The organism is Nocardiopsis metallicus (assembly GCF_014201115.1).
GTDB classification, from domain to species: Bacteria; Actinomycetota; Actinomycetes; order Streptosporangiales; family Streptosporangiaceae; genus Nocardiopsis; species Nocardiopsis metallicus.
The window spans coordinates 3,461,091-3,484,620 of the sequence record NZ_JACHDO010000001.1 but is presented as its reverse complement, the minus strand read 5'-3'; the positions used below and the strand labels follow the sequence as shown (position 1 = coordinate 3,484,620).

19 protein-coding genes, 1 tRNA gene, 2 pseudogenes and 1 CRISPR repeat array are annotated in these 23,530 nt (G+C 67.3%); of the genes and pseudogenes, 8 read left to right on the top strand and 14 right to left on the bottom strand.

What is annotated here, in order from left to right; genetic code table 11:
* Positions 1-98 precede the first annotated feature (98 nt).
* The 3 genes from tnpC to HNR07_RS15170 form a co-directional block, all read right to left on the bottom strand.
* Positions 99-1,598 carry an IS66 family transposase gene (gene tnpC / locus HNR07_RS15180; protein ID WP_221318653.1) on the bottom strand — a complete coding sequence of 500 codons (1,500 nt, stop codon included), beginning with the start codon at positions 1,596-1,598 and terminating at the stop codon, positions 99-101.
* Positions 1,599-2,017: 419 nt separating this feature from the next.
* A complete protein-coding gene (locus HNR07_RS15175; protein WP_312893591.1) occupies positions 2,018-3,442 on the bottom strand; it encodes an IS1380 family transposase in 1,425 nt (474 codons plus the stop codon).
* Positions 3,443-4,117: 675 nt separating this feature from the next.
* Positions 4,118-4,204: transfer RNA gene (locus HNR07_RS15170), tRNA-OTHER, on the bottom strand.
* A gap of 171 nt (positions 4,205-4,375) precedes the next feature.
* On the opposite strand from HNR07_RS15170, the gene HNR07_RS15165 reads away from it, so the two are divergent.
* Positions 4,376-5,068 (top strand): DUF2637 domain-containing protein, encoded by a 693-nt coding sequence (locus HNR07_RS15165; RefSeq protein WP_184372054.1) that lies wholly within the window; start codon positions 4,376-4,378, stop codon positions 5,066-5,068.
* 1,041 nt (positions 5,069-6,109) lie between these two features.
* Positions 6,110-6,565: direct repeats of the CRISPR family, unit length 29 nt; unit sequence GTCTTCCCCGCGCGAGCGGGGGTGAGCCG.
* A 97-nt stretch (positions 6,566-6,662) separates the two neighbouring features.
* Here the strand turns inward: HNR07_RS15165 and HNR07_RS15160 are convergent.
* Both HNR07_RS15160 and HNR07_RS34395 read right to left on the bottom strand, forming a co-directional pair.
* A complete protein-coding gene (locus HNR07_RS15160) occupies positions 6,663-7,430 on the bottom strand; it encodes a hypothetical protein (protein ID WP_184365557.1) in 768 nt (255 codons plus the stop codon).
* 346 nt (positions 7,431-7,776) lie between these two features.
* Positions 7,777-8,007, bottom strand: a complete 231-nt coding sequence (locus tag HNR07_RS34395) for a TrmO family methyltransferase domain-containing protein (RefSeq protein WP_312893810.1) — start codon at positions 8,005-8,007, stop codon at positions 7,777-7,779.
* Positions 8,008-8,088: 81 nt separating this feature from the next.
* Here HNR07_RS34395 and HNR07_RS15150 point away from each other — a divergent pair.
* Positions 8,089-9,287 (top strand): IS3 family transposase gene (locus tag HNR07_RS15150; protein WP_184371482.1). Its coding sequence is split into 2 segments (ribosomal slippage): positions 8,089-8,332 and positions 8,332-9,287, totalling 1,200 coding nucleotides; the frame shifts between segments, so codons are not numbered across the junction.
* 63 nt (positions 9,288-9,350) lie between these two features.
* Here HNR07_RS15150 and HNR07_RS15145 read toward each other — a convergent pair.
* The 8 genes from HNR07_RS15145 to HNR07_RS15110 all read right to left on the bottom strand — a co-directional run bounded on the left by HNR07_RS15145 (position 9,351) and on the right by HNR07_RS15110 (position 18,672).
* Complete coding sequence (locus HNR07_RS15145; RefSeq protein ID WP_184365556.1) at positions 9,351-9,518, bottom strand: hypothetical protein; 168 nt, start codon at positions 9,516-9,518, stop codon at positions 9,351-9,353.
* Between the two features lie 495 nt (positions 9,519-10,013).
* Positions 10,014-11,753, bottom strand: a complete 1,740-nt coding sequence (locus HNR07_RS15140; protein WP_184365555.1) for a tetratricopeptide repeat protein — start codon at positions 11,751-11,753, stop codon at positions 10,014-10,016.
* A 284-nt stretch (positions 11,754-12,037) separates the two neighbouring features.
* Positions 12,038-12,310: a WhiB family transcriptional regulator gene (locus HNR07_RS15135; RefSeq protein ID WP_184365554.1), complete on the bottom strand. Its 273-nt coding sequence runs from the start codon at positions 12,308-12,310 to the stop codon at positions 12,038-12,040.
* A gap of 81 nt (positions 12,311-12,391) precedes the next feature.
* The gene (locus tag HNR07_RS15130; RefSeq protein WP_184365553.1) at positions 12,392-15,295 is read right to left on the bottom strand and encodes a type I polyketide synthase; all 2,904 of its coding nucleotides are present in this window, start codon (positions 15,293-15,295) and stop codon (positions 12,392-12,394) included.
* Positions 15,292-16,020: a class I SAM-dependent methyltransferase gene (locus tag HNR07_RS15125; RefSeq protein WP_184365552.1), complete on the bottom strand. Its 729-nt coding sequence runs from the start codon at positions 16,018-16,020 to the stop codon at positions 15,292-15,294. The genes HNR07_RS15130 and HNR07_RS15125 overlap by 4 nt, the downstream gene beginning before the upstream one ends.
* A gap of 47 nt (positions 16,021-16,067) precedes the next feature.
* Entirely contained in the window at positions 16,068-17,393 is a 1,326-nt protein-coding gene (locus tag HNR07_RS15120) for a hypothetical protein (protein WP_184365551.1), read from the bottom strand.
* A complete protein-coding gene (locus HNR07_RS15115) occupies positions 17,390-18,196 on the bottom strand; it encodes a MarR family transcriptional regulator (protein ID WP_184365550.1) in 807 nt (268 codons plus the stop codon). Before HNR07_RS15115 ends, HNR07_RS15120 begins: the two co-directional genes overlap by 4 nt.
* Positions 18,193-18,672: a roadblock/LC7 domain-containing protein gene (locus HNR07_RS15110; protein ID WP_184365549.1), complete on the bottom strand. Its 480-nt coding sequence runs from the start codon at positions 18,670-18,672 to the stop codon at positions 18,193-18,195. The genes HNR07_RS15115 and HNR07_RS15110 overlap by 4 nt, the downstream gene beginning before the upstream one ends.
* Before the next feature lie 214 nt (positions 18,673-18,886).
* Between HNR07_RS15110 and HNR07_RS36105 the strand changes: the two are divergent.
* The 5 genes and pseudogenes from HNR07_RS36105 to HNR07_RS15095 form a co-directional block, all read left to right on the top strand.
* Positions 18,887-19,111, top strand: a pseudogene (locus tag HNR07_RS36105) (helix-turn-helix domain-containing protein); the annotation flags it as partial.
* A 141-nt stretch (positions 19,112-19,252) separates the two neighbouring features.
* Positions 19,253-20,209, top strand: a complete 957-nt coding sequence (locus tag HNR07_RS15105) for an XRE family transcriptional regulator (protein ID WP_246420318.1) — start codon at positions 19,253-19,255, stop codon at positions 20,207-20,209.
* Positions 20,209-20,769, top strand: a complete 561-nt coding sequence (locus tag HNR07_RS15100; protein WP_184365547.1) for a flavoprotein — start codon at positions 20,209-20,211, stop codon at positions 20,767-20,769. Before HNR07_RS15105 ends, HNR07_RS15100 begins: the two co-directional genes overlap by 1 nt.
* Positions 20,766-20,993 (top strand): annotated as a pseudogene (locus tag HNR07_RS36100) (helix-turn-helix domain-containing protein); the annotation flags it as partial. The gene HNR07_RS15100 and the pseudogene HNR07_RS36100, both read left to right, overlap by 4 nt.
* Before the next feature lie 78 nt (positions 20,994-21,071).
* Positions 21,072-21,650 (top strand): hypothetical protein, encoded by a 579-nt coding sequence (locus HNR07_RS15095; protein ID WP_184365546.1) that lies wholly within the window; start codon positions 21,072-21,074, stop codon positions 21,648-21,650.
* 38 nt (positions 21,651-21,688) lie between these two features.
* Here HNR07_RS15095 and HNR07_RS15090 read toward each other — a convergent pair.
* A protein-coding gene (locus HNR07_RS15090; protein WP_184371482.1) for an IS3 family transposase occupies positions 21,689-22,887 on the bottom strand; the annotation gives its coding sequence in 2 pieces (ribosomal slippage) (positions 21,689-22,644 and positions 22,644-22,887; 1,200 coding nt in all).
* Positions 22,888-23,040: 153 nt separating this feature from the next.
* Here HNR07_RS15090 and HNR07_RS15085 point away from each other — a divergent pair.
* Positions 23,041-23,529 (top strand): hypothetical protein, encoded by a 489-nt coding sequence (locus HNR07_RS15085; protein ID WP_184365545.1) that lies wholly within the window; start codon positions 23,041-23,043, stop codon positions 23,527-23,529.
* Position 23,530: the final 1 nt, after the last annotated feature.

The following is a 23,530-nucleotide window of genomic DNA, read 5'->3' as shown; positions in this document are numbered from 1 at the left end:
GATGTGTGAAGTGCAATTAGGGCTGCTAGGGGTACTGCGGTTATCGGTAAGCATTCAGAAGGCGTTGGGGACTGCGGAGGGTAGATGGCCTTAGCTGGTCAGGCGGAGGCGGGGATGGGCGGCATCCACAACTGTCCGGTGAACGCCCGGCGCAGCGCTTCGAACGCGCTCACCCCGTGCTTGCGGGCCGAGTCGATGTAGGAACGCACCCCGAGCCAGGCCGCCGCCCCCTGACGGGACTGGTGGCAACCGGAGATCTTCACCTGGGTCTTGAGGGGTCTGAGCGCTCTTTCGGCGAGGTTGTTGGTGAAGGGCACCAGGTGGGGCCGGTCGGAGAAGCCCAACACCTGCTCGGCCCGCTCCCGCAGACGCTCGAGCAGGTTGCGGGCCGGTGATTGCTTCCTTCCTTGGGCCCGGGGATGGCAGGACAGCCCGACCGCGATGCCGTGGTGGAACAACTCCCCTTGGGCCAGGAGCACCCCGGCGGGGATGTGCTCGGCCTGGCCGCAGCGCACACGCCCCGCCTCGCGGGCCAAGGTGGCCAGCGCGGACCGGATCTGACGGTGCCAGTGCTGGCCGGGGTGGTCCTGTTCGGCAGCGGTGAGCTCGCGGATCAGGTGCGCCCCGCACAGCTGGTGGGCGCACGTGTAACCCGAGTACAAGGCCAAGGAGTCGTGCACCAGGGTGCCGGTAAAGCCCGGCAGTACCCCCAACGTGTTCGCCCCGGCTCGTGAACGCGGAGCTAGACCCAGCAGGGTCAGGTGCTCGTTGCAGGCCACATGCAACCAGCACCGTTGGTCCTTGATGCGGGTGGTGGTCTCATCGGCGTGCAGCACGTGGGCCAGGGTGAGCAACGCCCGGATCAGGTTGAGGCTGTCGCTGACCAGAGCATGGGCCTCGCCCAGTAGATGCGACACCCATCCGGTGGAGACCTTCGCGCCGGTCAGGTCGTTGATGAGCTGTGCGGTGCGCTCCACCGGGATGTGCTGGAACACGAGCAGGTAGACGGCCAGGGTGCGCAGGTGGGGGCCGTAGGAGGAAGGGGAGGCGGCCAGTTCCTGGGGCATCGCTGCTTGGGTGATGCTTCCGCACTGGCACGCGCAGGTGTGGGCGCGGTGCTCACTCACCTGCACCGTGACCAGGGGGATGTCGCGGACCTGACGGCGCTGGTAGCCAATGGAGGAGGCCGGGTCCAGCTCGGCGTGGCACCCGGTGCAGGTGGCGGGCAGATGGTCGTGGACCTGGTCGGGGTTTTCGACCATAGGCAGTCCGAAGCCTTCAGCGCCTGGTTGGCGTCCGCGTTTGCGGGCGCTCTTCTTGGCGGGTGCGCGTTCGGGCTTGTCGAACAGGTCCGAGGAGGGTGGCAGGGAGGAGTTGCCGGAGTTGCGTCCCAGGCGGCGTTCGAGCTGCGCGACCCGGGTGGTCAGACGCGCGTTGTCGGCTCGGAGCTGTTCGTTCTCGGCCTTGAGGCGGGTGATCTCTTCGGTCTGCTGGGCCAGGTGCTGGCGCAGGGCGGTGTTTTGTTCGTGGAGCACACCGATCAGCGCGAGCAGGTCCTCACGCGAGGCGGTCTCCAGTCCCGACGGCATGGTGGACATCGTGCCTGGTCCAGTGTCGCCCTGTCAGGCGAACCCAGCAACTGAATGCTTACGGTTATCGAGGCGAGCCACGCTGTCCTTTCGATCCCGAAAAAAGGAGCCGCCAAGGCTGGAAGAATTGCGAGGGCTATAATGGAGAATATTACTGATTTTCGAGTCACGGTTCAGGTATTCTCCACTTGGTGGTTGATGCAAGGATGTCGAGGCGCGATATTTTCGCATGAAGGAAGCTGCATTGTCCTCTAGCCCGGATTCGTCAGGGGTCTGATCGCGTCTTCTGATCCGGCACTTCGCCCATGGTGTCCCTGGTCCGGGCAGGAACGAGCCCTCGCGTGACGCCGCGGTGCGCGCCGGGCTCCACGAACCCCGGAACTGCGTGCTCCCTCCTTCCTGCTGCTCGTCGGATCAGGTCCCGATCCTCAGGTGAGGGTCGGCAGAGCGGTCAACCGCTGCCAGCAGGTAGTGAACGCCTCCGCCCAGGGCCAGGACCGTTCGATACGCAGGAAGCGGCGGCGGGCGTGGCGGGCCAGACGGGCGGGCAGGTGGTAGATCCGAAACCGCATGCTCTCAGGCTCGGCATCCGCGAGGTCCTCCGCATCGTGCAGGGTGAGCAACCGCAGCCAGGCGTCCAGATCCGCGGCCAGGTTGGCCGCGAGCACCCACGCCTGGTTGACCTGCCAGGACGATGACGGCAACAACGCGAGCCCCATCGCCTTGTTCGTGCGCACCCGATCCTCGACCTCGGCGTGGTCTCGGTGCAGCGCGTCCAGAAACTGGGCCTGGTGGGAGCCCGGCACCCGATGCATCCGCTTGATGTTGGTCGCGCAGATGGCGTAGCGCCAACCGGTCTTCCTCTCCATGGCGGTGAGCTTGGCGGTGTGGCGGCGGGAGGGGCGTACCCGGCGGACGATGAGCCGCATCCCCTTGGGCCAGCCTTCGCGGGTGTTGAGCCCGGTCAGTTCGGCGACCTCATAGCCCTCTTGGAGGTCGCCTTTCTGGTCCACGGCGCTCTCCCACGCGCTCTCGGGGATCTTCGCGATCGCCTCCTCGTCCGCGGTGGTGATCTTCCACCCGACGGTGAAGCGCACCGTCCTGCGGCTGGTGTTCAGCTTCTCCAGGTACTCGAGGAGGTCGTGGGTGGCGCCGGCTCCGTCGATACGGACGAGGATCTTGGCCCGGGAAGAGCCGGGGACCTGATCCAGGGCCCAGGTGAGCACGTTGATGTGGTCGCTCGCGGTGTTGGCTCCGGCGTTGCCGGGGCGCAGCAGCATGGCCAGGCACTCGCCGGTGTTGGCGCACCAGGCGGCCAGGGGGTGGAACCCGAAACTGGACTTGAAGGTGGGTGCGGCCCCTTCCTTGTTGGAGGTGGTGGTGATGATCGTGGCGTCGGCGTCCAGCACGATCCATCCCTTCAGGGGTTTGCCCGCGACCTTCACTTGGGGGAACCCGCCGGGGCGCAGGTGCAGCAGCGTCCACACGTGGCGGCGGATCTGCCGCCGGGCCTTGGCGATCGCCGCCAGGGCCCTCTCGTCGAGGACGTTCAGGGCGCGGCGCAGGGTGGAGTCGGAAGTGGGTGGGCCGAACACGGGCCGGTGGTGCAGGCCCAGGCGTTCGGCTTCGGAGAGGTTGCGGGCGCCGAGCACGATGGCGATGACCAGGTGGACCAGGGTGGTGGCCCGGTCCCGCCAGCCGTTGGCGGTGCTGGTGGGCAAGGCTGTGGCGAGGGCCCGGGTGAGGCCGGTGCGGTCGGCGAGCTGGCGGAGCAGGACGGCTCCGGCATGCCCGACGAGGTTGGTGCTGTTGGCGGTCACGGACAGGCGGTGGTCCCAGGTAGGCTCGTGCACCAGAAAGGTGCTCCTGATTCTGCTGTGATGTTTCCTAGACAGTCACATCTTTGCAGGTAGGGGCACCTTTCGTGCTGTCAGGGGTCGGTCCTCCCAATTCCGCTGAATAGCCGGGGCTAGATGGCCGAGACTGGTCATGTCTGTGCAGAGGCAGCGCGAGGTGGTGACCTCTCCTGGGTGTGTGATGGCAGGAGCGCGACAGCTCAAAGATCTGTATCGGGCTGCGCCCTTGTTCAGGGTTCCCGTCGCCAGAGGTTGGTTCGGGGCTGGGGGTGGTGATACACGAGAGGCTCGCGGCGGTCTTGGAGCTGAACAGGTGCTGGTGCCTTCTTGTGCAACTTGCCACTTGCGGGCTCACGATCCGAGAGGAGCGAAGGCCATCAGAGAGCTGATGGCTGCTGTCGGGCAACGGACTTGGCTGTCCGCTCATGCGTACTGAACCTTGCCTACATCCGAGTCCTGAGATGCGCTCTCGCGTCCTGGAAGTGATCCTGCGTGACCCGGGCAGGATCATTCGGAGCTGATGACACCTGGACGTCAGGTGTCGTCTGGTGCCGGACTTGAACGGTCAGGGCCGTCTGGTGGCGTCCGCTGTCACGGTCAAGCGACGGTCGGACACAGCGAAGGGCATGTGCCGGATCTCTCCGGAACATGCCCTGAACTGGTCATACTGTGTGGGCGATACAGGACTCGAACCTGTGACCCCTACCGTGTCGAGGTAGCTCAAGCGTCGCATCGACCTGCGCAAACAAGCATTCGCCCAGTTCAGAGGGTTCCGTTGAGGGATCTTCGCGGCGGTTGGGAGCCGTTGGGGGAGGTTCGCGTCTCCCAAAAATCTCCCAGTGGGTGGTGGGAGACGGCCGTCTCCCACCACCCACCCCGGTGGTTCTGCTGCTGCGAAGGTCTCTCGGTCACAGGAAAGAAGTGATCGTGATGGAGCCCTCCCGCTGGTCACGGGCAGTGACCATCGCCGCTGTGCTGATGCTCGCGGGCATCGCCGCGGTGGTGTCCTACTCCCACATGTACGAACTCGCCCTGCGCCACGGTGAGCCCCCGTGGAGAGCGGCCCTGTTCCCCTTGTCGGTGGACGGCATGATCGTGGGCGCCTCCATGACCCTGCTCAGCGACGCCCGCCACGGACGCAAGGGCGGCCTGCTGCCTTGGGCCTTGTTGATCATCGGTTCGGTCGCATCATTGGCCGCGAACGTGGCCGTCGCTGACCCCACGATGTGGTCGAGGATCATCCACGCATGGCCGAGTTTCGCGCTGATCGGTGCTTACGAGCTGCTCATGCGTGAGTTTCGCACCGCAGCCAAGAACGTACGCACTGCGTACGCAGACGATGAGCAGGATTCGAGTGATGGACTGGATCCCTCTCTGGGAAGCGGCCTACGCCTAGTGGATCCGTCGGGGCAGGACAAGGCCCCCAGACCGCTCACACCGTTTCAGGCCCGAGCATGGGCGTGGGCTGAGGAGTGGGAGCGGGACCAGGGAAAGCTGCCCGACGGGAAGAAGATCGGTGAACGCTTCGGTCGCAAGGAGCGTTGGGGTCGGCTGGTGAAGGAACGCGGCCTCTACGACCGCAGGTACTTCCAGGGGACGCATAGCAGACTGTCAAAAACATGACGGAGACCGGTGGTCAGGTGCACGAACGTCGTACCGAAGCGGCTCTCTCAGAGTGAACGTCCTCACGGGGCCGTGGGTGCACCAAAGCCTGCCCGCCGGTCACCCGCAGCGATCCTGGAATGTGGCGGCTTTGTGAGGCTGTGGAAGCACATGAGCGGGGGCGACACTGTGGACGGTTCTACGGGGCAGTACTCACACGTCATCGATAAACACCACACCATCCACGGGCTGCCACCTCAGTTCGCTGGCTCACCCCCGCTCGCGCAGGGAAGACAGACACTCGGACGAGCCCGACGTGCTCAACGGCGGCTCACCCCCGCTCGCGCGGGGAAGACGGTGCGCCCGGACGGGTCGCGATCCTCGTTCACGGCTCACCCCCGCTCGCGCGGGGAAGACTGCTGGCGGGCGACCGGTTGGGCCTGCGGGGACGGCTCACCCCCGCTCGCGCGGGGAAGACAAACGGGTGCGCAGGGTGGGCATCTACGCCACCGGCTCACCCCCGCTCGCGCGGGGAAGACGCGTCCGAGATCAGCCGGTAGTCGATGAGCATCGGCTCACCCCCGCTCGCGCGGGGAAGACACCGCCAGGAACTACCTTCTCACCCTGCGCCACGGCTCACCCCCGCTCGCGCGGGGAAGACACCTCGGCGCCCCGGGAGAGGCCCGTGGGCACCGGCTCACCCCCGCTCGCGCGGGGAAGACGGAGCGATGAGCGACAGCACCCGCCCCGTCCGCGGCTCACCCCCGCTCGCGCGGGGAAGACAAAATGGACGGCTACCGAAACGAGATCGATTCCGGCTCACCCCCGCTCGCGCGGGGAAGACTTCTTGGGCTGGTCGGTCGTCATGAGTGGCGACGGCTCACCCCCGCTCGCGCGGGGAAGACGCTAGCCGCAGCCCCAGAGGGGCCGCTTTTCCCGGCTCACCCCCGCTCGCGCGGGGAAGACTGTTTGAGCAGGTCCCACCACGTACCGGACACCGGCTCACCCCCGCTCGCGCGGGGAAGACCCCCGAGCAGCCAGCAAACCGGCCCTCAGCGACGGCTCACCCCCGCTCGAGCGGGGGTGAGCCGTGGGTGCAGCGCGCAGTCGAGGCCGGGGTCGAGTCTTCCCCGCGCGAGCGGGGGTGAGCCGGACCTCGTTGACGTCGGCCTCGTAGACGCGCGGTCTTCCCCGCGCGAGCGGGGGTGAGCCGGAAGAGCCCGCTCAGTTCTGGCGTGTGAAGTGGTCTTCCCCGCGCGAGCGGGGGTGAGCCGCCACCAGGATTTCCGACAGCTCCACTTTCTCAGTCTTCCCCGCGCGAGCGGGGGTGAGCCGCGCAGACCCGCGCCCGGATCGTCCAGCACCTGGTCTTCCCCGCGCGAGCGGGGGTGAGCCGGCGCCGAACCGGCGACCCCCCGCACCAGAGGCGTCTTCCCCGCGCGAGCGGGGGTGAGCCGCATCAGCGCGCGTCCCAGTACCGGCAGGCCCAGTCTTCCCCGCGCGAGTGGGGGTGAGCCGCATCAGATCCGCTCCGGGAGCGTGGCGGCCAGGTATTTTCCCCACGCGAGCGGGTTGAGGTGGCGGTAGGACTCGTCTGCGGAGCTGTAGACGGGAGTCAAACGCTGGGGGCGAGGGCTCGGAGAATGGCGTTGCTGAGAACGCGGCGGTCACTGTTTGGGCGCAAGTTCTGGACCTGTTCGCCGCGCAGGGCTTTCGCGAGGTCTGCGCGCTGTTCGGGTTCGAGCTCGTCGAGCATCTGCTCGGCCAGAACCATGGCATGGTAGTGCTCGAAGGCACTACGTGGCTTGGTGAGTACGGTCAGGACGGCGCTGAAATCGCGCAGGGACGTGTCGGCCTGCATCAACCCGAGGGCGGTGATGCGCTCTTCGTCGTTGCCGTTGCTCAGCCACTTGCGAACTTCTTCTGGAGCGAAGGCCTGGGTCCTGGCCAGTTGTCGGCCCCGTGACATGATCCTCTCCAAGGCCCGAACACGGGCAGGACCTGAAGGCATGGTGGCTCGTGTCGAGCGGTAGTCCGTGAGCAGCGGACCTGCTGCGTCGAGGAGGGCGTGGGCCTCGTCGCGCAGTTGGGCGGCGCTCGGGCTGTCTCCGTCTTCCTCGGCTTGTTCGGCTTGGGCGTACCGATCGGCTGCCGCGGCTCGGAGCCGGAGTGTGGCACCGCCGAATTCGAAGCGCTCGATGCGGTCACCCAACACGGCCACAGCGAGGGCCAATCCGCTGAAGACCAGCAGTGCCACGGCTCCACTGCCGTTCTCGGTGGTGAACACTGCTGTTGCCCCGGCGACGAACGCGACGCCACCCAAGGACCAGAGCAGGATCCGCTGCCAGGACTGAAGGAAGCGTGGTTCCAGCGGGGGTCGCACCTACGGCTCCTTCATGTCGGGGAAAAACGTGAACAGGTCCGAAACAACGATCAGGCCTTGTGTTGGGTCTGAGCCGGACATGGAGCGATCCGAAGAGGCCAACGAAGTCTGACCGACGTCCCGAAGCCTGGTGTCCCAGGCATCGTCACAGCGTATCCAAGGTGTTGAGTGCAGGCCGTCACTCAATCACCGGTTCCCAACCTTGCGTGATCCGAAGATGGTGGACCTACTGGGAACGGCCAGAGGAGCCCTGTCACTCCCCTTGCCGGGGCTGCCAGAACTCCTTGAGTACTTCCCGGGGCCATGAAAGCCGCTGGACCTCACCGCGGGGACCGAACTCTGTGAATCAGGGGGCGAGATCCAGGACGGGGGTGCCGTCGACGACATCCAGGTCCTCAACGTGTAGATCCCGGCCATCAACACGGAGCGGGCCGGGGTAGGAGACAGCGATCCGGGCCGGGTGACGGTGGTTGCGGTGGACGACCGTTCCCGTCTTGGGCCAGGCGGGGTTGTTGCGCGGGTGCCGGGCGCTCAGGTGGACGTCGTCCTCAGACCCCTGGCTGAAGTGCCAGACCACTTGGAGATGGGGTGATCTTGCTTCGGTTCGGTGGACAGGTGTCCGCTTTCGGATACTTTGTCATTGAACGAGGAGATTGAAGTGCCCAAGACCCGCCCTGCGTACCCGCCGGAGTACCGCGATCAGATCATCGCGCTGGCCCGCTCCGGCCGTAGCCCCGAGGACCTGGCAGCTGAGTTCGAACCCTCGGCCCAGACGATCCGCACCTGGATCAATCAGGCCAAGATCGACTCCGGCCAGGCAGAGGGCACCACCAGCGATGACAAGGCCGAACTGGCCCGCCTTCGCCGAGAGAACGCCCAGCTGCGCGAAGAGCGCGAGATCCTGCGCAAGGCCACGGCTTTCTTCGTCCGGGAGACCAGTCGGTGATGTTCCGGCTGATCGACGAAGAAAAGACACGCCACTCCGTCTCCCTGATGTCCCGGCTGCTCGGCGTATCGCGGCAGGGCTACTACAAACACCACCACCGAATCCAGGACGGCCCCACGGCCAAGGAACGCTCCGACGCTGACCTGTCCGAGCGCATCCAGGGCCACCACGAGCGCTCCCGCGGCACCTACGGCTCCCCCAGGCTCCAGGCCGACCTGGCCGAGCTCGACGGCATCCGCGCTGGACGCAACCGCATCACCCGGCTGATGCGCCGCCAGGGCCTGGTCGGGGTCCACCGCCGCACCGGCCGCAAAAGCCTGACCTCCCAGGACCGGATGGCCACAGCCCCACCGGATCTGGTCGGTCGTGACTTCACCGCCCATGCCCCCAACACCAAGTGGAGCGCGGACATCACCTACGTGCCCACCGACCAGGGGTGGGTGTACCTGGCGGTGGTGATGGACCTGTTCTCGCGCCGCATCGTGGGCTGGGCGATGGCCCCTCACATGCGCGCCGATCTGGTCTGCGACGCGCTGGCCATGGCGGTGACCGCCCGCCGTCCCGGTCCGGGGCTGATCCATCACTCGGACAAGGGATCGCAATACACCAGTCTGGCCTTTGGTCGCCGCTGCGAAGAGGCAGGGATCGCTCCCTCGACGGGGCGGACGGGGTCGTGTTACGACAACGCCGTCACCGAGAGCTTCTTCGCGTCGTTGGAGACCGAGTTGATCGACCGCACCCGTTTCGCCACCAGGGCGGATGCGGAGCGGGAGGTGTTCTCCTATATCGAGGGGTTCTACAACCCCTGGCGGCGGCATTCGGCCAATGGTCAGCTCAGCCCGGCTGAGTATGAACGTCGCCACACCGAAGTTGCTCAAGACAGGCTTGCGGCGCTGTCTCAGGCCGCGTAAAACCCCAGCTCACAGGTGTCTACCGAACTGAAGCAACATCAGGGCTGAACTCTTCCAAACCCTTCAAGTGTCGAGGAGTAGGTCTCTGTTGAGACGGATGATCGACTGGGCCCCGCCCCAGCAGTCGTCGGCGACCTCGGCGCGGCCGCCGATCACGGGGGCGATGGGGGCGAGGGAGATCTGCGCGAGTTCGGATCCCTGTGAGGTGGGGTGAGCCGGATCAGGGTACATCGCACAGGATCTGGGAAGCGTGTAGGTCCACCTCGCGTACTGCCGTAACGGTTCGTCCGCGGAAGGTGTTCAGGCGGGTTCTCATAGTTCGCAAGGTGTTCAGCGCCTGGCCAGAACTCACACCCTGCATCGCGTCCAAGGTCTCGGACCGGGTTGCGCAGGCGGCTTCGGTTTCGCCTCGGGCCGCCTGGATCTTGCTGAGGTGCCCGAGGGCCACGGCATGGGTGCGCGAGAACAAGAAACCGAGCACCGTGGCCTGAGAATCCGGAAACACGGCTCCACCGAAGCCGGTACATGCCAGAGCCTCCATCACACCCGGCACGAGACAGTGCCGGAGTCGGCCTTCACTATGGCGGACAGACGGCCTGGGTGGTGGTGACCTAGTTGTCGATCTCAGGGTGCAGGTTGTCCACGCTCACCTCGGTGGGGTTGACCGGGGTCGGACCTGTGTAAGGCGAGTACTCCAGCACGTCGATCGCGCCGAAGCGCTCGGTGTTATCGGCGCTCGGCTTCGAGAAGCCGTTCAGCGATCAGCACGGTGTCGGGGTGGCCGGTGGGTTCCAGGAGCTGGTGAGCCTCAGTGAGCGCAGCATGCTCTCCGGAACGGTCTCCCCGACCGTGGGCGATGTCGGCCAGGGCGGTGTACAGGTTGGCCTGCTGGTGGATCGATCCGACCACTCGTGCTGAGTGCAGACCTTGGTTGCAGAGCAACTCCAACAGGCTCGTGATCACTGGTTGGCCGATTTCCTTGGCAACGTCGATGGCTCCCTGGACGCTGCGGGTGGCCTGGTAGACGTCGGGCCGCTCCAGCTCCAGGAGGACACGGTGGGAGTCGACGAACCCAGCCAGGGCTTCCTCCAGACGGCCTTGGTCGGCACGGATTTCGGAGAGTTTGCGCCGCTGGAGCGCTGCGCCCCGCTGACGTCCCAGCTTCGTATGGATCCGCTCGGACTCGATGAACGCCTTGGCCGCTGCCTTCAGATCTCCGCTCGCTCGATACGCTCCTCCCAAAGTCTCCAGTGCTGAGGCTACTCCCTGCTGGTGACCGGCTTGGCGGTAGGCCTTCAACGAGTGCTCGGCATGTTCGCGTGCTGTGGCACGGTCGGGCGCTACTGCCCCTACCCTCTGGAACATCAGCCCGAGTGCCAGCAGATTCGTCTCCGCTCGGGCCTGTTCCAGACCGAGCTGGTACAGCTCCCGCGCTGGGGTCATGGGTTTGCGTTTGACGATGTAGGTGCCCAGGTGGTCACAGACCTGCCACAGGAAGGGGCGCCCACCCAGGTTGGCCACCATGCGTGCCACGGCCAGCAGATTGGGGAGCTCGCGGTCTCCCCAGGCCAGAGCATCGTCAGCGGAGGCGAACCACACCGGCTCGGTCTCCCGCACCTGCGCGATCGCTTCTTCGTCGACACGCCAGCGCCAGGGGTTGATGGCGACGTCCATGGCCGCGGTGCGCAACCGGTAGTGGGCACACAACCGCTCGACCACATGGGTGCGGTCAACGGGGGCGCTGCGATCGAGGAGAGCGGGGTGCACCAGGTGGTGGGGAGCGTAGCGGCCCTGCCCGAGATCGGTGAGCAGCTCCGCCTCGGCCAATTCCTCCAGAATGGAACGGGCCAGGGACGGTGTGGTTTCCAGCAGGGACACCGCCAGCTCAACGCTCAGGTGGGAGCCGGGATGGACGGCGAGAAGAGCGGCGGCGTGAGCCGTCGTCTCTGGAAGATTGCTGAGGATCTGGGTGACGTGGTCGTTCACGAGTGACCCCTTCTCCGGTCGGGATGTGAACTGATCGGTGGTGGAGCGTGGGTTCTGGGTGAGCAGGACGGCGTTCAGCGCAGCAATGAGGGGAGAGCCCGAGGCGTTGTTGACCGCGGCGCCCAGGACTGGGCCGGATACCGGATGATCGACCAGGTGAGTGATGAGGTCGCGCACGGTCTCGGGCGCCAGTGGTGCCAGACGCACGAGCCTGGCACCGTGGGCGACGAGCCGGGTTAACCCGTGGTGCCCGATGACAACGCCTGCGCATCTGGTCCCGGTGGGTAACAGCGGGAGGATGTCTCCAAGCGCCTCCCGGGGTGCGTTGTCGATTACCACCAGTAGCTGCTTGTGGGCGGTGAAGGTGCGCCACAAGGCGTGTAGGGCTTCGGTTCGCTCGGGCAGGGTGGCGTGGCCCAGGGAGATGAGCCATCCCCGCAGGGCGGTGTCGGGATCGTTGTGGGCGAGATCGGCGTACACCCATCCGTCCGGCCACCGGTCGGGGTGACGGTGTGCCCAATCGGTGATGAACGCGGTCTTTCCGATGCCGGGCCGACCTTCGACGGCGGTCCACAAGGGCCCATATCGAGTGGCCCATGCGCGGTTGAGGTAGGCGTGGAGCTGGGCACGGTCGAAGAAGGGGCGAGGTGCGGGGAGCTGTCGCGGAGGCAGGTGCCGGGACACGGGTACGTGAAGGCTGACGTGATCTGCCTGGATCAAGGTTCCCCATACGGCCCCGGCGGTGTTGTGCGTCGCCATCAGTGTCAGCGGATCCCTGTTTGTGAGTGGTCGACGGGGGTGATTGCTGTGAGCCAGGCGTCACCGTATTTCTTGCGTAGTGCGCGTCGTTGGCGCGCGGTCATCCCGCCCCAGACACCGTCTTCGATGCGGTGCTCCATTGCCTCGGCCAGACATGCCACACGGATCGGGCACCCGTGGCAGATCTGCACGGTCTGGCCTTGGGCTGCTCCGGTGGTGAAGAGGGAGTCGGGGTCGGTGTCGCGGCATGGGGCGCGGGTTTCAGTCAGAGCGTTCATGGCATTCTTCGGAAGTCGGATGTTGGGGTGGCCCCGCTCTGGTCCTTGGGGGAACGGGACCACCGCGGGGCGCCTCCGGGGTCAGGGGAGAACTGACGGAGACCCTTCCGGGGAGGGCTGGTGCGGGTCGGGCAGGCGTTCGACCAGGGCCGCGGCGACCTGGCGCCAGGTCCGGTCCGGGAGGAACACCTGGACGTCGACCCGGGCCCACGGGGGTACACGGCGTAGCCGTGAGGTGAGCTGGAGCAGACCGTGGCTCTCCAACCCGCTCTCGATCCAAGTGCTGTCCATGTCCAGGTCCTGGAGCAAGGGGAGCAGACGGGAGACCTCAGTAATCAGGTGTGCCTCGACCTGATCAGGGGCGGGCATGGGAAGCGCTCCGCCGTCGTCCACGGGCGCGGCGCGGCCGGTGTGGTCCCACCCCGGAGCGATCACCAGGTGAGGGTGGGTCCGCCCGATCGGTCCGGTGGGTGTGACCCCCGCTGTGTAGAGCTCCCCGATCCCCTGGGCGAGGCCGTACGGGTCACCCGTCACCGCGACCGTCGCCGACTGGGGGTGGGTGTGCGCCACGTGCTCCATGAGAAGGGCGCGAGGACCGATCTCCACGAACACCACCGGCCCCTCATCTTCGCTCGCGGCGGCGCTCAAGGCTCGGGTGAAGCGCACCGGTCGCCGGGCTTGCTCGGACCAATAGGCGGGGCCCCACAGACCAACCGTGTCCCTGGGGTGGTCGGGGTGGGCGGTGGAGACGATCGGGATCTGGGCGGGGCGGTGGACCAGCCCGGCCAAGGCCTCGCGCAGCGCGGGTACGAGGGGTTCGACGAGCGGGGAGTGGGCGGGGATGACGTCGGGTACTGGCTTGCACCACACGTCCCGTTTGGCCAGGAGTGTCTGGAGGTGGTCCAGATCCTGGGTGGGTCCGGCCACGACCTGCATGGCGGGTGCGCTGTAGGAGGCGATGGTGACCATGCCCCCGTAGAGCTCGGTGAAGGTGTCGACCTCATCGACGCTCGCACGGATCGCCAGCAGCCCACCGACCTCGGACAGGCCTGACAGGAGTTCGGATCGTCGGGCCAGGACCCGGGTAGCGGCTTCCAGGTCCAGGACCCCGGCGGTGTGGGCGGCGGCGATCTCCCCGACCGAGTGCCCCAGCACCAGGTCGGGTTCGATTCCGCGTTGGGCCAGCAGGGCGGTGAGGCCGATCTGGGTCAGCGTCGTGCAGTGCTGGGCGTCCACAAAACTGGTGATGGCCTCGCCCGGCGCCCATACCTCGTACCCGCTCTGCTGCGCCAAGGCGGCCCGTGCTTCTTCCACCGCCCGGGCGAAGGCCGGCAGACACATGAGTTCAGCCCCGGACGCCGGGTAGTGTCCGCCGTGCCCGGTGTAGACGAACACGACTCGGGGTCGTGTATCCGGGGCAGAGCGAGGGGCGACGACGTGGAGATCAGGGGTGCCGTCTTGGAGGGCGCGCAGTCCTTGCACCAGGGATCCCAGGTCAGCTGTGGTGACGGCGGCCCGGTAACGGTGGTGGGGGCCGCGCGCCAGGGAGGTATCGGCCACCGTCCCCACCGACCCGCCCCGGGGAGCGTTGACCGCGAGGTGCCCGGCGGCCGCAGACAGAGCGGCGGGGGTGTGGGCGGAGACGAACACCGTCTCCGGTAGCGGCATCGGGTCCTCACGCTCTGGCGATTCGAGCACGGGGGCTTGAGCGAGGAGGGCGTGGGCGTTGGAACCGCCGAACCCGAAACCGCTCACCCCCGCCACGCGCCCTCCGTCATCGCCAGTCCGGTAGGGCCAGGGTTCCAACTCGATGGGTACTCGGATCCGTCCTTCCAACCCGGCCCTGAGCCGATGGTGGTGCGACGTGGGCGGGACCTGCCCGTGGTGGACCGCCAATGCGGCGGCCATGACTCCCAGAACCCCGGCGGCGCCTTCGAGGTGGCCGAGCACGCTCTTGACCGACCCCACCGGAACCGGGGCGTCCTGCTCCAACCCTTCGGAGACCCCGGTGGCCTCGACGCGGTCTCCGGCCTTGGTGCCGGTTCCATGGGCCTGCACCCACCCCACCTGCTCGGCCGCCACCCCGGCGTCGGCGAGCGCCCGTCGGATCGCCTGAGCCTGGCGGCTGGCGCGCGGGGCCAACAGGTGCGGGGCACGGCCGCCGTGGCTGAGCCCGGTCCCGGCCACGTGCGCCCACACCCGGTGTCCACGTTCGACGGCCAGATCGGCGCGGGTCAGCACGAGTACGACCGCACCCTCGGAGCGCACGTACCCGTCGGCGTCTTGGTCGAAGGGCTTGCACCGGCCGTCAGGAGCCAGGACCCCCGCCTCGGTAAAAGAAGTGGTGATGACCGGGTTGGTCAGGATGTTGCTGCCTGCCACCAGGGCCAGGTCTACGTCGTCGGTGCGTAGGTCGCGCACCGCGTAGTGCAACGCCGTCAGGGAAGAGGAACAGGCGGTGTCCAGGGTCAGGGAGGGTCCGTCCAAGTCCAGGGCGTGAGAGAGCCGGTTGGCCAGGATCGCCATCCCCGCACCAGAGGAGGTGAACACCCCGGCCCGGTTCCTGGGGGCGAAGTTCTTCGCGGCTTGGTCGACGCTGGCCGCCCCCACGTACACCCCGGACCGTGACCCGGCCAGCGAGGAAGGGGCGATCCCGGCGTCCGCCAGCGCTTCGTAGGCCACTTCGAGGATCCACCCCTGCTGGGGGTCCATCTCAGCGGCCTCATCGGCGGTGATTCCGAAGAAGGCGTGGTCGAAGCCATGGTCCACGATCCCAGCAGGGAAGGGTGCGGCCGGGAGCTGCGTGGGATGCATGCGCTCGACCATCGCCTTCCACCGGTCCTCGGGGACGCGAGTGATGTGGTCGCGGCCCTGGGAAACGGCCTTCCACAACTGGTCGGGGTCGTTGATGCCGCCGGGGAGCCGACAGCCCATGCCGATGATCGCCATCGGCTCACGCGTTTGGGTGAGGGAGGTGGTGGTCATCGGCGCGGCTCCCGTGCCACCCAAACCCCGGCCGAGCCCATGACGGTCAGGTCGACGCGGGCGAAGTGCAGGTCCAGCATCGCCCGCAGATCGACCAGCCGGTCGCCGCTGTTGTGGAACATGTTCCGGCCCGGCTTGTTGTAGGCGTCCTGGAGTCGGCGGGCGAGCCAGTTGTTGCTGGTGTGCGGGTCCCCGGTACCCAGGAGGGTGGAGCCGATGAACGTCCCACCATCGCTGAGTACCCGGGCGGCTTCGGAGAACGCGGCGGCCTTGTGCCGCATCGTCTGGCCGGGAACGCAGTGCAGGACGTGAAACATCGCGACCGATCCCACCGATGCGTTCGGCAGCGGCCACGGGGCGGTGAGCACGTCGTGCTCGTGCGCAATGACCTGGCCGTGCTCGGCCAGCTTGGGAACGCAGAAGTCCAACGGTGCCGGGTTGAGGTCCATCAGGTGGATCTGCCGCAGTCGCGCGGACACCACTTCGCCGGCGGGCGTGGCCGGGGCGGGCGCCCGGAGGAGGAAGTGGCCGTCGGCGGGGCCCACCTCCAGGTGGGTGGGGGCCATGTACAGGGCGTACAGGTCCAGGATCTTCTCGTTGTCGACCTTCCACGCCAGGCGGTGCGACCAGCGCACCACGACCTGGCCGTAGCGCTTGAGGTTGCGGTGGCTGTACAAGCGGGGGTTGGGCGCGGAACGGGTGGTGCGGGGGGTGTTCTCGGGCATGGCGCGGTGACGCCTTCCATCTCGAAGAGGGACAGGGGAAGTGGGGGTCAGAGGGTGAGCAGGTGGTTCATCCGTGCGGGGTCGTCCAGCCCGGCCGCCCACGCCGCGGCCCCCTCGGGGGTGGAGACGGTCTCGGCGAAACCGGTCAGGACGTGCTCGGGCAGGGCACCGCTCCAGTAGGCGGAGACGAATCCGCCGAAGGCTGAGGTGTACTGGCCGTGCCGGGCCCAGTAGGCCTCCCAAGCCCCGGTCAGGAACGCCGAGTCCAGCGCTCCGTTGGCTTGGCGCTGCTGGCGGATCTGGTCGCGCAGCGTCGAGGCCACCCACGTGGAGGCCCCGGCGCCCTGGCCGGAGGCGTGCTCGACGGTCATCGTGGCGTCCCCGATGCCCACCACCGGTGTTCCAGCGATGGTGGTGACCGGTCGGCGCACCTGTGGATGGACCTCGCGCACCAGCTCAGACCCTGAGATCACTCTCCCCTGGGCGCACAGCCCAGCGAGCTCGGGGGCGAGCGCGGGAAGCTGGTCCAACACGTGGGCCCAGGCGGCGCGAGCGTGCGCGCCGTGCCTGCGCGGTAGCCCCGAACCCGTCTCAGAGTCATCGCCCTCGGGTGTGATGGTCGAGGCGGGGTCCAGTGGGCTGTGGGGGCGGGCCATGACCTGCACGCACAGGGCCGCGTACGGGGTGACGTGCACAGGTGGGGCGTCCAGGGCGGACAAGGCTCGCACCTGGGAGGGGGCGAGGCCGTCGACGGTCAGGACAGGGTAGACCATGACCTCGCCCCACGGGCAGGTCAGCACCTCCGCTCGCTCAGGGAGCAGCTCGTCGGGTACGGCCAGGTGGACCTGGACGAGGACCCTGTCGGTGGCCCCACCGGTGCGGTCGGGATCGGGTGAGAACAGGTGACGCAGGTCGGAGTCAACTCCGGGGGCGACCACCACCAGATCGTGCAGGCGTGAGGAGGCAAACCCGGCCACATCGCCCGAGGTGCAGGTGCGCTCGTGCACCCGCCCGCCGCGGTTGGCGACGTGTTGGAGCCAGTAGGCGCTCTTGAGCCGGTGATCGACCGCAACCGCCGGCCCCGGCAACGGCGCGGTGAAGGAGAACGCTTCACCCTCGGGCGGGGCCATGCGCATGCGCACCTCGTGGGCGGGCGGCGCGGTGTGCTGCCACAACCCCAACCCCAACGCGAGTTCGGTCGCGTGCACCGAGGGCAGGGTGAGTTGCGTCAGCCCGGCGGGATTGCCCAGGATCTCGGGTGTGGAGTGGCGAGTGAACACGTCCACCCTCCACCCGTCGTCCAGCAAACCGGTGGCCAAGGTGAGAGCGGAGTGTCCGGAGCCGAACACCACCGCGCGCGGAGCCGGACTCATCGGCCACCTCCGCTCATCAGCGCCGAGCACAGGTCCATCAGCGCCTCGCACGCACCGCGCCCGTGTACGTCACCGATCACCACGGGAACACGCTGAGACAGGCCGAGGCAGGCGCGCACCACGTCGGTGCCAACCTCACCCTCATCGGTCTCCTGGACCAGCACGACCACAGGCACACCGGCCTCGCGCAGGACCAGCAGGCTCTCGCGGGTCGCGGCCAGTTCCCACCCTGAGTCTTGGCTGACGACCACAGCACCGAACGCCTCGCGGCACACGTCCCACCACACCGGGCTCGCCCCGCCCAGGCCGCTGATGCCCAGGGCCAGCATGTCCAGGTCCGGGGCGAGGCGGGTGGTGGCGACCTCGATGCGGGGCGATTCCTGCAAGCACCACGGACCGTCACCAGACAGCCTGGTCAACGCGCTGTGGGTGTGGTCTTGGCGGGTGCTGACGATGAGCGTCTTGATCACCGAGACCGCGACCGGTACCGGGCGGGTCAGGGTGGCCCAGACGCGCAGTCGTTCGGCCCAGGCCGGGGCACGCACCACACGCACCAAGTCCGCATCGGCCAGTTCGGTGACCACCACTCCCACCACAGCGGGGGAGTGGCCCATGCGCGCGGCCAACTCGGCGACCGTCACCGCCCGCTCCAACTCTCGGCACACCCGGAGAGAGCGGCGGAACAGCTCGGGCAGATCGGGCTCATAGGAGATGGGGACAGCTGGGTTGGCCTCGATCAACGAGTGCATGACCACTCCGCTGGAAGGGCGTACCAACAGCGACGCGGGTGCCTGGGCACTCACCGCGGGACCTCCCGCCCGCGAAGGTGCTCAGCTCGCGAAGCCAGGTCTTCCTGAGGCAGCAGGGGCTCGGCCTGGATGGCGAACCGAGCCAGGGCGTAGGCGACCTGCTTCAACTCGTTGTCGGATTCGCCGGTGAACAAGCCCAGGCCGAACGCGCTACCCAGCGGGGCCAGGACGAGAGCACCGGACTCGTAGCGGACCACGATCGTTTCGGCTTCGCCGCGATCGGTGAGCTTCCCGGCCCCGCGGGAGAGCAGCAGCACGTTGGTCAGGATGGCGGTGACGCTCTCCGCGCCGACCTGGTCCAAGTCTCCGGCGCGCAACAGGTGCAGTCCGTGGGTGCCGAACACCACCCCGTAGGAGGTTCCGGTGTCCTGGACCAGCTGGTTCAACAGGCGTTGGAGCTCATCGTGGTGTTCGGAAGGCAGCTCTACGGCGTTCATCAAGCGCGGTGGCGTAGGGGTCGTGGTCGTCATGTCCAGCAGTGTCCGACCCGCCGAGGGCTGGAACCTATGCGCACGCGGATAAGCGTCCTGTTCGATTTATGCGCCCTGTTCGATTCCTTGCCGCTGAAGAGCCCGAAGGCCCCAGCGGGGGTGGTTCAACCCACGAGGAGTACTCAACACGTGGAGGATTCGCGGTTACGGTAGGCACATCTCGTTACACCCCCAGGTGACGGAGGACCCCCCGATGCGTTGTGGAAACTGCGGACGACCCCGCGACGGCCGCCGTGAGGTCTGCGAGTGCGTTCCGGCGTGGGTATGGCGAGATCCCGAGGTCGCCGCCGCCGTCCGTGAGCACGACGCCCAACGAGTGATCCAGTTTCTTAGACTTCGTGTGAAAGGCCTGTCCCAGGAAGCCCTGGCACGGATGTGCGGGGTCGCGCAGAGCACCATCAACCGGGCCGAGGCCGGAAAGGGACTCACCGACCGGCGTAAGGCCCACGAAGCGCTCCAAGGGCTCGGCGCTCCGCTTGAGAAACCTGTCACCGAAAGCGCTTCCTCGGGGTCGCCCCGCTCCCATCACCGCATTCCACAGGTGGGTCCCATCTTGAACGTGAACGAACTCGCACACACCCTGATCGGTCACGCGACACCGTCATCGAGCCCCCTGGAGCTCTCTTTCCTGAGGGAGCTCTCTCAGGAGGTTCGGTGGGTCAAGGCCGCCTACCAGGCATGCCGTTACACGGAGGCGGCTGGCCGTCTTCCCCGTGTCCTGCGCCATCTGGGCCAAGAACCCACCGCCCTGGAGGAGGAGACGCGACGTCTCTGGCTCCAGGTCAGGGCGGACGCCTACCACGTCACCGCGAGCGTGTTGCTCAAGTGCGACGAACGGGGACTGGCGTGGCTGGCGGCGGACCGCAGCCACCAGGCGGCGCAGGCCACCCAGGATCCCGTGCTGGTGGGCTCCAGCATCAGGGTGTACGTCCGAGCCCTCATGCGCGAACGCCACTACCGAACAGCGGCTGACCTCGCGGTGAACGCCGCCGAGCAGCTGGAGCCCTCCACGAGTCTCTCCTCCACGGCATCGGCGGTCTCGGTGTACGGCTCCCTGATGCTGATCGGCGCCGTGGCCGCGGCCAGGCAGGAGGACCGCACGCGGGCGCTCTCCCTGCTGGACGAGGCAGAGCAGACCGCTCGTCGCTTGGGCGGAGACCACAACCACCGCTGGACGGCCTTCGGCCCCACGAACGTACTCCTGCACCGGGTGAGCACCGCGGTCGAACTCGGTGACGCCGGGCAAGCCGTTCACCAAGCACGACAGATCGACACCACCCGGGTCGCCCCGGTCGAGCGCGAGGTCGTGCTGCACCTGGACACCGCACGCGCCTACACCCAGTGGGGAAAGCTCCGAGAGGCCCACGAGGCACTGACCACTGCGGAGCGGCTGGCCCCGGAAGAACTCAAGGAAAGGCCGATGGTGCACCGACTCGTCGACGAGCTACGGACACGGTCGACCGGCCATCTCAAGCGCGACTTCGTCCACCTGGCCGACCGGGTGGGCGTGGTCTGATGCCCACCTCCACCACGCTCTACGTCGTCGTGTGCGCCGCCGGGCCAGCTGGACACGTCGACCGGCTCATCCGCCCCGCGCAGGCCCTGGGCTGGCAGGTCCAGGCGATCGCCACGCCCGCCGCCGTGGACTTTTTCGACGTCGGCGCGATCGAGGAACTCACGGGCCGTCCCGTGCGCAGCCAGCACCGAGGACCGAACACACCGCGCTCGCCCAAGGCCGATGCCGTGGTCGTCGCCCCGGCCAGCTTCAACACGATCAACAAGCTCGCCGCGGGCATCGCCGACAACTACGCCCTGGACGTGCTGAACGAGACCATCGGACTGGGCGTGCCGGTCACGATCTTGCCCTTCGTGAACGCCGCCTACGCCGGTCGAGGCCCTTTCCGTAGAAGCGTGGCCGCGCTCGAAGAGGAGGGCGTGGGGGTGCTCATGGGGAAAGGCGGATTCGTTCCTCACCCGGCGGGCCAGGGCTCGGATGCCTTCGACCGGTTCCCTTGGGAGGCTGCCTTGGAGGATGTGGAGGAGCGGATCAAGGACTCCGGGAACGGTACGGCGTGAGGTGCGGCAACTGCGGGCGGGACCGGAGTGACCGGCCCGGGTCCTGTGAGTGCGTCCCCTCGTGGGTGTGGCGCGACCCCGAGGTGGTCGCCGCTGTCCGTGAGCGCGACGCGCGGAGGGTGATCCAGTTCCTCCGGCGACAGGTGAAGAACCTGTCCCAGGAGTCCCTGGCACGGATGTGCGGGGTCGCCCAGAGCACCATCGCCCGTGCCGAAGTCGGCCGTGGGCTCACTGACCGACGCAGAATCCACGAGGCACTCCACGGGCTCGGAGCGCCTTTGACTCCGCCCCAGCCAGTTGCCGTGGTCCAGAGCAGCACTTCTCGACTGTCTCTTGCCGATATCACCTCGGAACTGTTCTTGGAGTCGCCACAACATGCAGTCGCGCAGGCCAGCGCACTGTGGGATGCGGACCTCGGACGGCACCTCTCCGAACACTCGGTCCGTACGCCAGCCGAGCAACTGAGCACGCCCCTCTTACGATGGTTGATCGCACCACCGTCCGTCCTCGAACCCAACCCGGACTCTCCGGTCAATGTCACCGAGGATGACGTGCACGCCATCACCAGGGCGTGCGACCTCTTCGAGACCCTGGACCACGAATTCGGCGGCGGCCATGCGCGCACGGCGGCCGTTCAGTACCTGAACAGTGAAATCGCACCCCTGCTTCGAGGACGATTCACACCAACAGTCGGTCGCGCCCTCTTCTCGGCGAGCGTGCGCTTCGCTGCCAAGACCGGAGCCATGGCCTATGACGCGGGCCTGCACGACCTGGGGCGCCGCTACTTCTTCCAGGCATTGAATCTGGCTCACCTGGGCGCGGATCGACTGTTTGGGGCCAAGGCCCTGGCCTTGCTTAGCCACCAGGCCAACTTCCTCTGATGTTGCTTCAGTTCGGTAGACACCTGTGAGCTGGGATTTTACGCGGCCTGAGACAGCGCCGCAAGCCTGTCTTGAGCAACTTCGGTGTGGCGACGTTCATACTCAGCCGGGCTGAGCTGACCATTGGCCGAATGCCGCCGCCAGGGGTTGTAGAACCCCTCGATATAGGAGAACACCTCCCGCTCCGCATCCGCCCTGGTGGCGAAACGGGTGCGGTCGATCAACTCGGTCTCCAACGACGCGAAGAAGCTCTCGGTGACGGCGTTGTCGTAACACGACCCCGTCCGCCCCGTCGAGGGAGCGATCCCTGCCTCTTCGCAGCGGCGACCAAAGGCCAGACTGGTGTATTGCGATCCCTTGTCCGAGTGATGGATCAGCCCCGGACCGGGACGGCGGGCGGTCACCGCCATGGCCAGCGCGTCGCAGACCAGATCGGCGCGCATGTGAGGGGCCATCGCCCAGCCCACGATGCGGCGCGAGAACAGGTCCATCACCACCGCCAGGTACACCCACCCCTGGTCGGTGGGCACGTAGGTGATGTCCGCGCTCCACTTGGTGTTGGGGGCATGGGCGGTGAAGTCACGACCGACCAGATCCGGTGGGGCTGTGGCCATCCGGTCCTGGGAGGTCAGGCTTTTGCGGCCGGTGCGGCGGTGGACCCCGACCAGGCCCTGGCGGCGCATCAGCCGGGTGATGCGGTTGCGTCCAGCGCGGATGCCGTCGAGCTCGGCCAGGTCGGCCTGGAGCCTGGGGGAGCCGTAGGTGCCGCGGGAGCGCTCGTGGTGGCCCTGGATGCGCTCGGACAGGTCAGCGTCGGAGCGTTCCTTGGCCGTGGGGCCGTCCTGGATTCGGTGGTGGTGTTTGTAGTAGCCCTGCCGCGATACGCCGAGCAGCCGGGACATCAGGGAGACGGAGTGGCGTGTCTTTTCTTCGTCGATCAGCCGGAACATCACCGACTGGTCTCCCGGACGAAGAAAGCCGTGGCCTTGCGCAGGATCTCGCGCTCTTCGCGCAGCTGGGCGTTCTCTCGGCGAAGGCGGGCCAGTTCGGCCTTGTCATCGCTGGTGGTGCCCTCTGCCTGGCCGGAGTCGATCTTGGCCTGATTGATCCAGGTGCGGATCGTCTGGGCCGAGGGTTCGAACTCAGCTGCCAGGTCCTCGGGGCTACGGCCGGAGCGGGCCAGCGCGATGATCTGATCGCGGTACTCCGGCGGGTACGCAGGGCGGGTCTTGGGCACTTCAATCTCCTCGTTCAATGACAAAGTATCCGAAAGCGGACACCTGTCCACCGAACCGAAGCAAGATCACTCGGAGACTTCCGTAACGCAGTCGACTTCGCTCGTACGGCCAAAAGAGGTGTCGGATCCCAAGCCACACCAAAGATCCAGGCCATGCTCGCTGCCATGGAAGCCCGAGGCCTGGCCTCGCTTGGGGAAGAACGCGCCTGCACACGCGCGCTCACTGAGATGGAAGACGCCTTCGACCGCAGTGATGCCGACCAGGAGCCCCTCTGGATGGGTTACTTTGACGGCTCAGAGGTCGCCGACGAGCTCGCTCACTGCTTCCACGACCTCGGACGAGGAGCGCTGGCCATCGAGCACGCCCAGCGCTCCGTCGAAATGGCACCACCCGCCTTCCGGCGCAGCCGTACCTTCGCGGGCCTTGTCCAGGCTGGCGCCTACCTGATGGACGGAGACCGCGATCTGGAAGCTGCTTGCGCGATAGCTGAGCAGACCATCGGCAACGCCAGCCGACTGCGTTCGGCCCGCGTACGTTCCTACATCGCGCGGTTCCAGGAGAGCCTCGTACCGTACGCCAAGGCCCGCCCGGTCCGGGAGTTCGGTTCTGCCCTTGCCGACTCACCTCTGGTGCCGGAGTGAG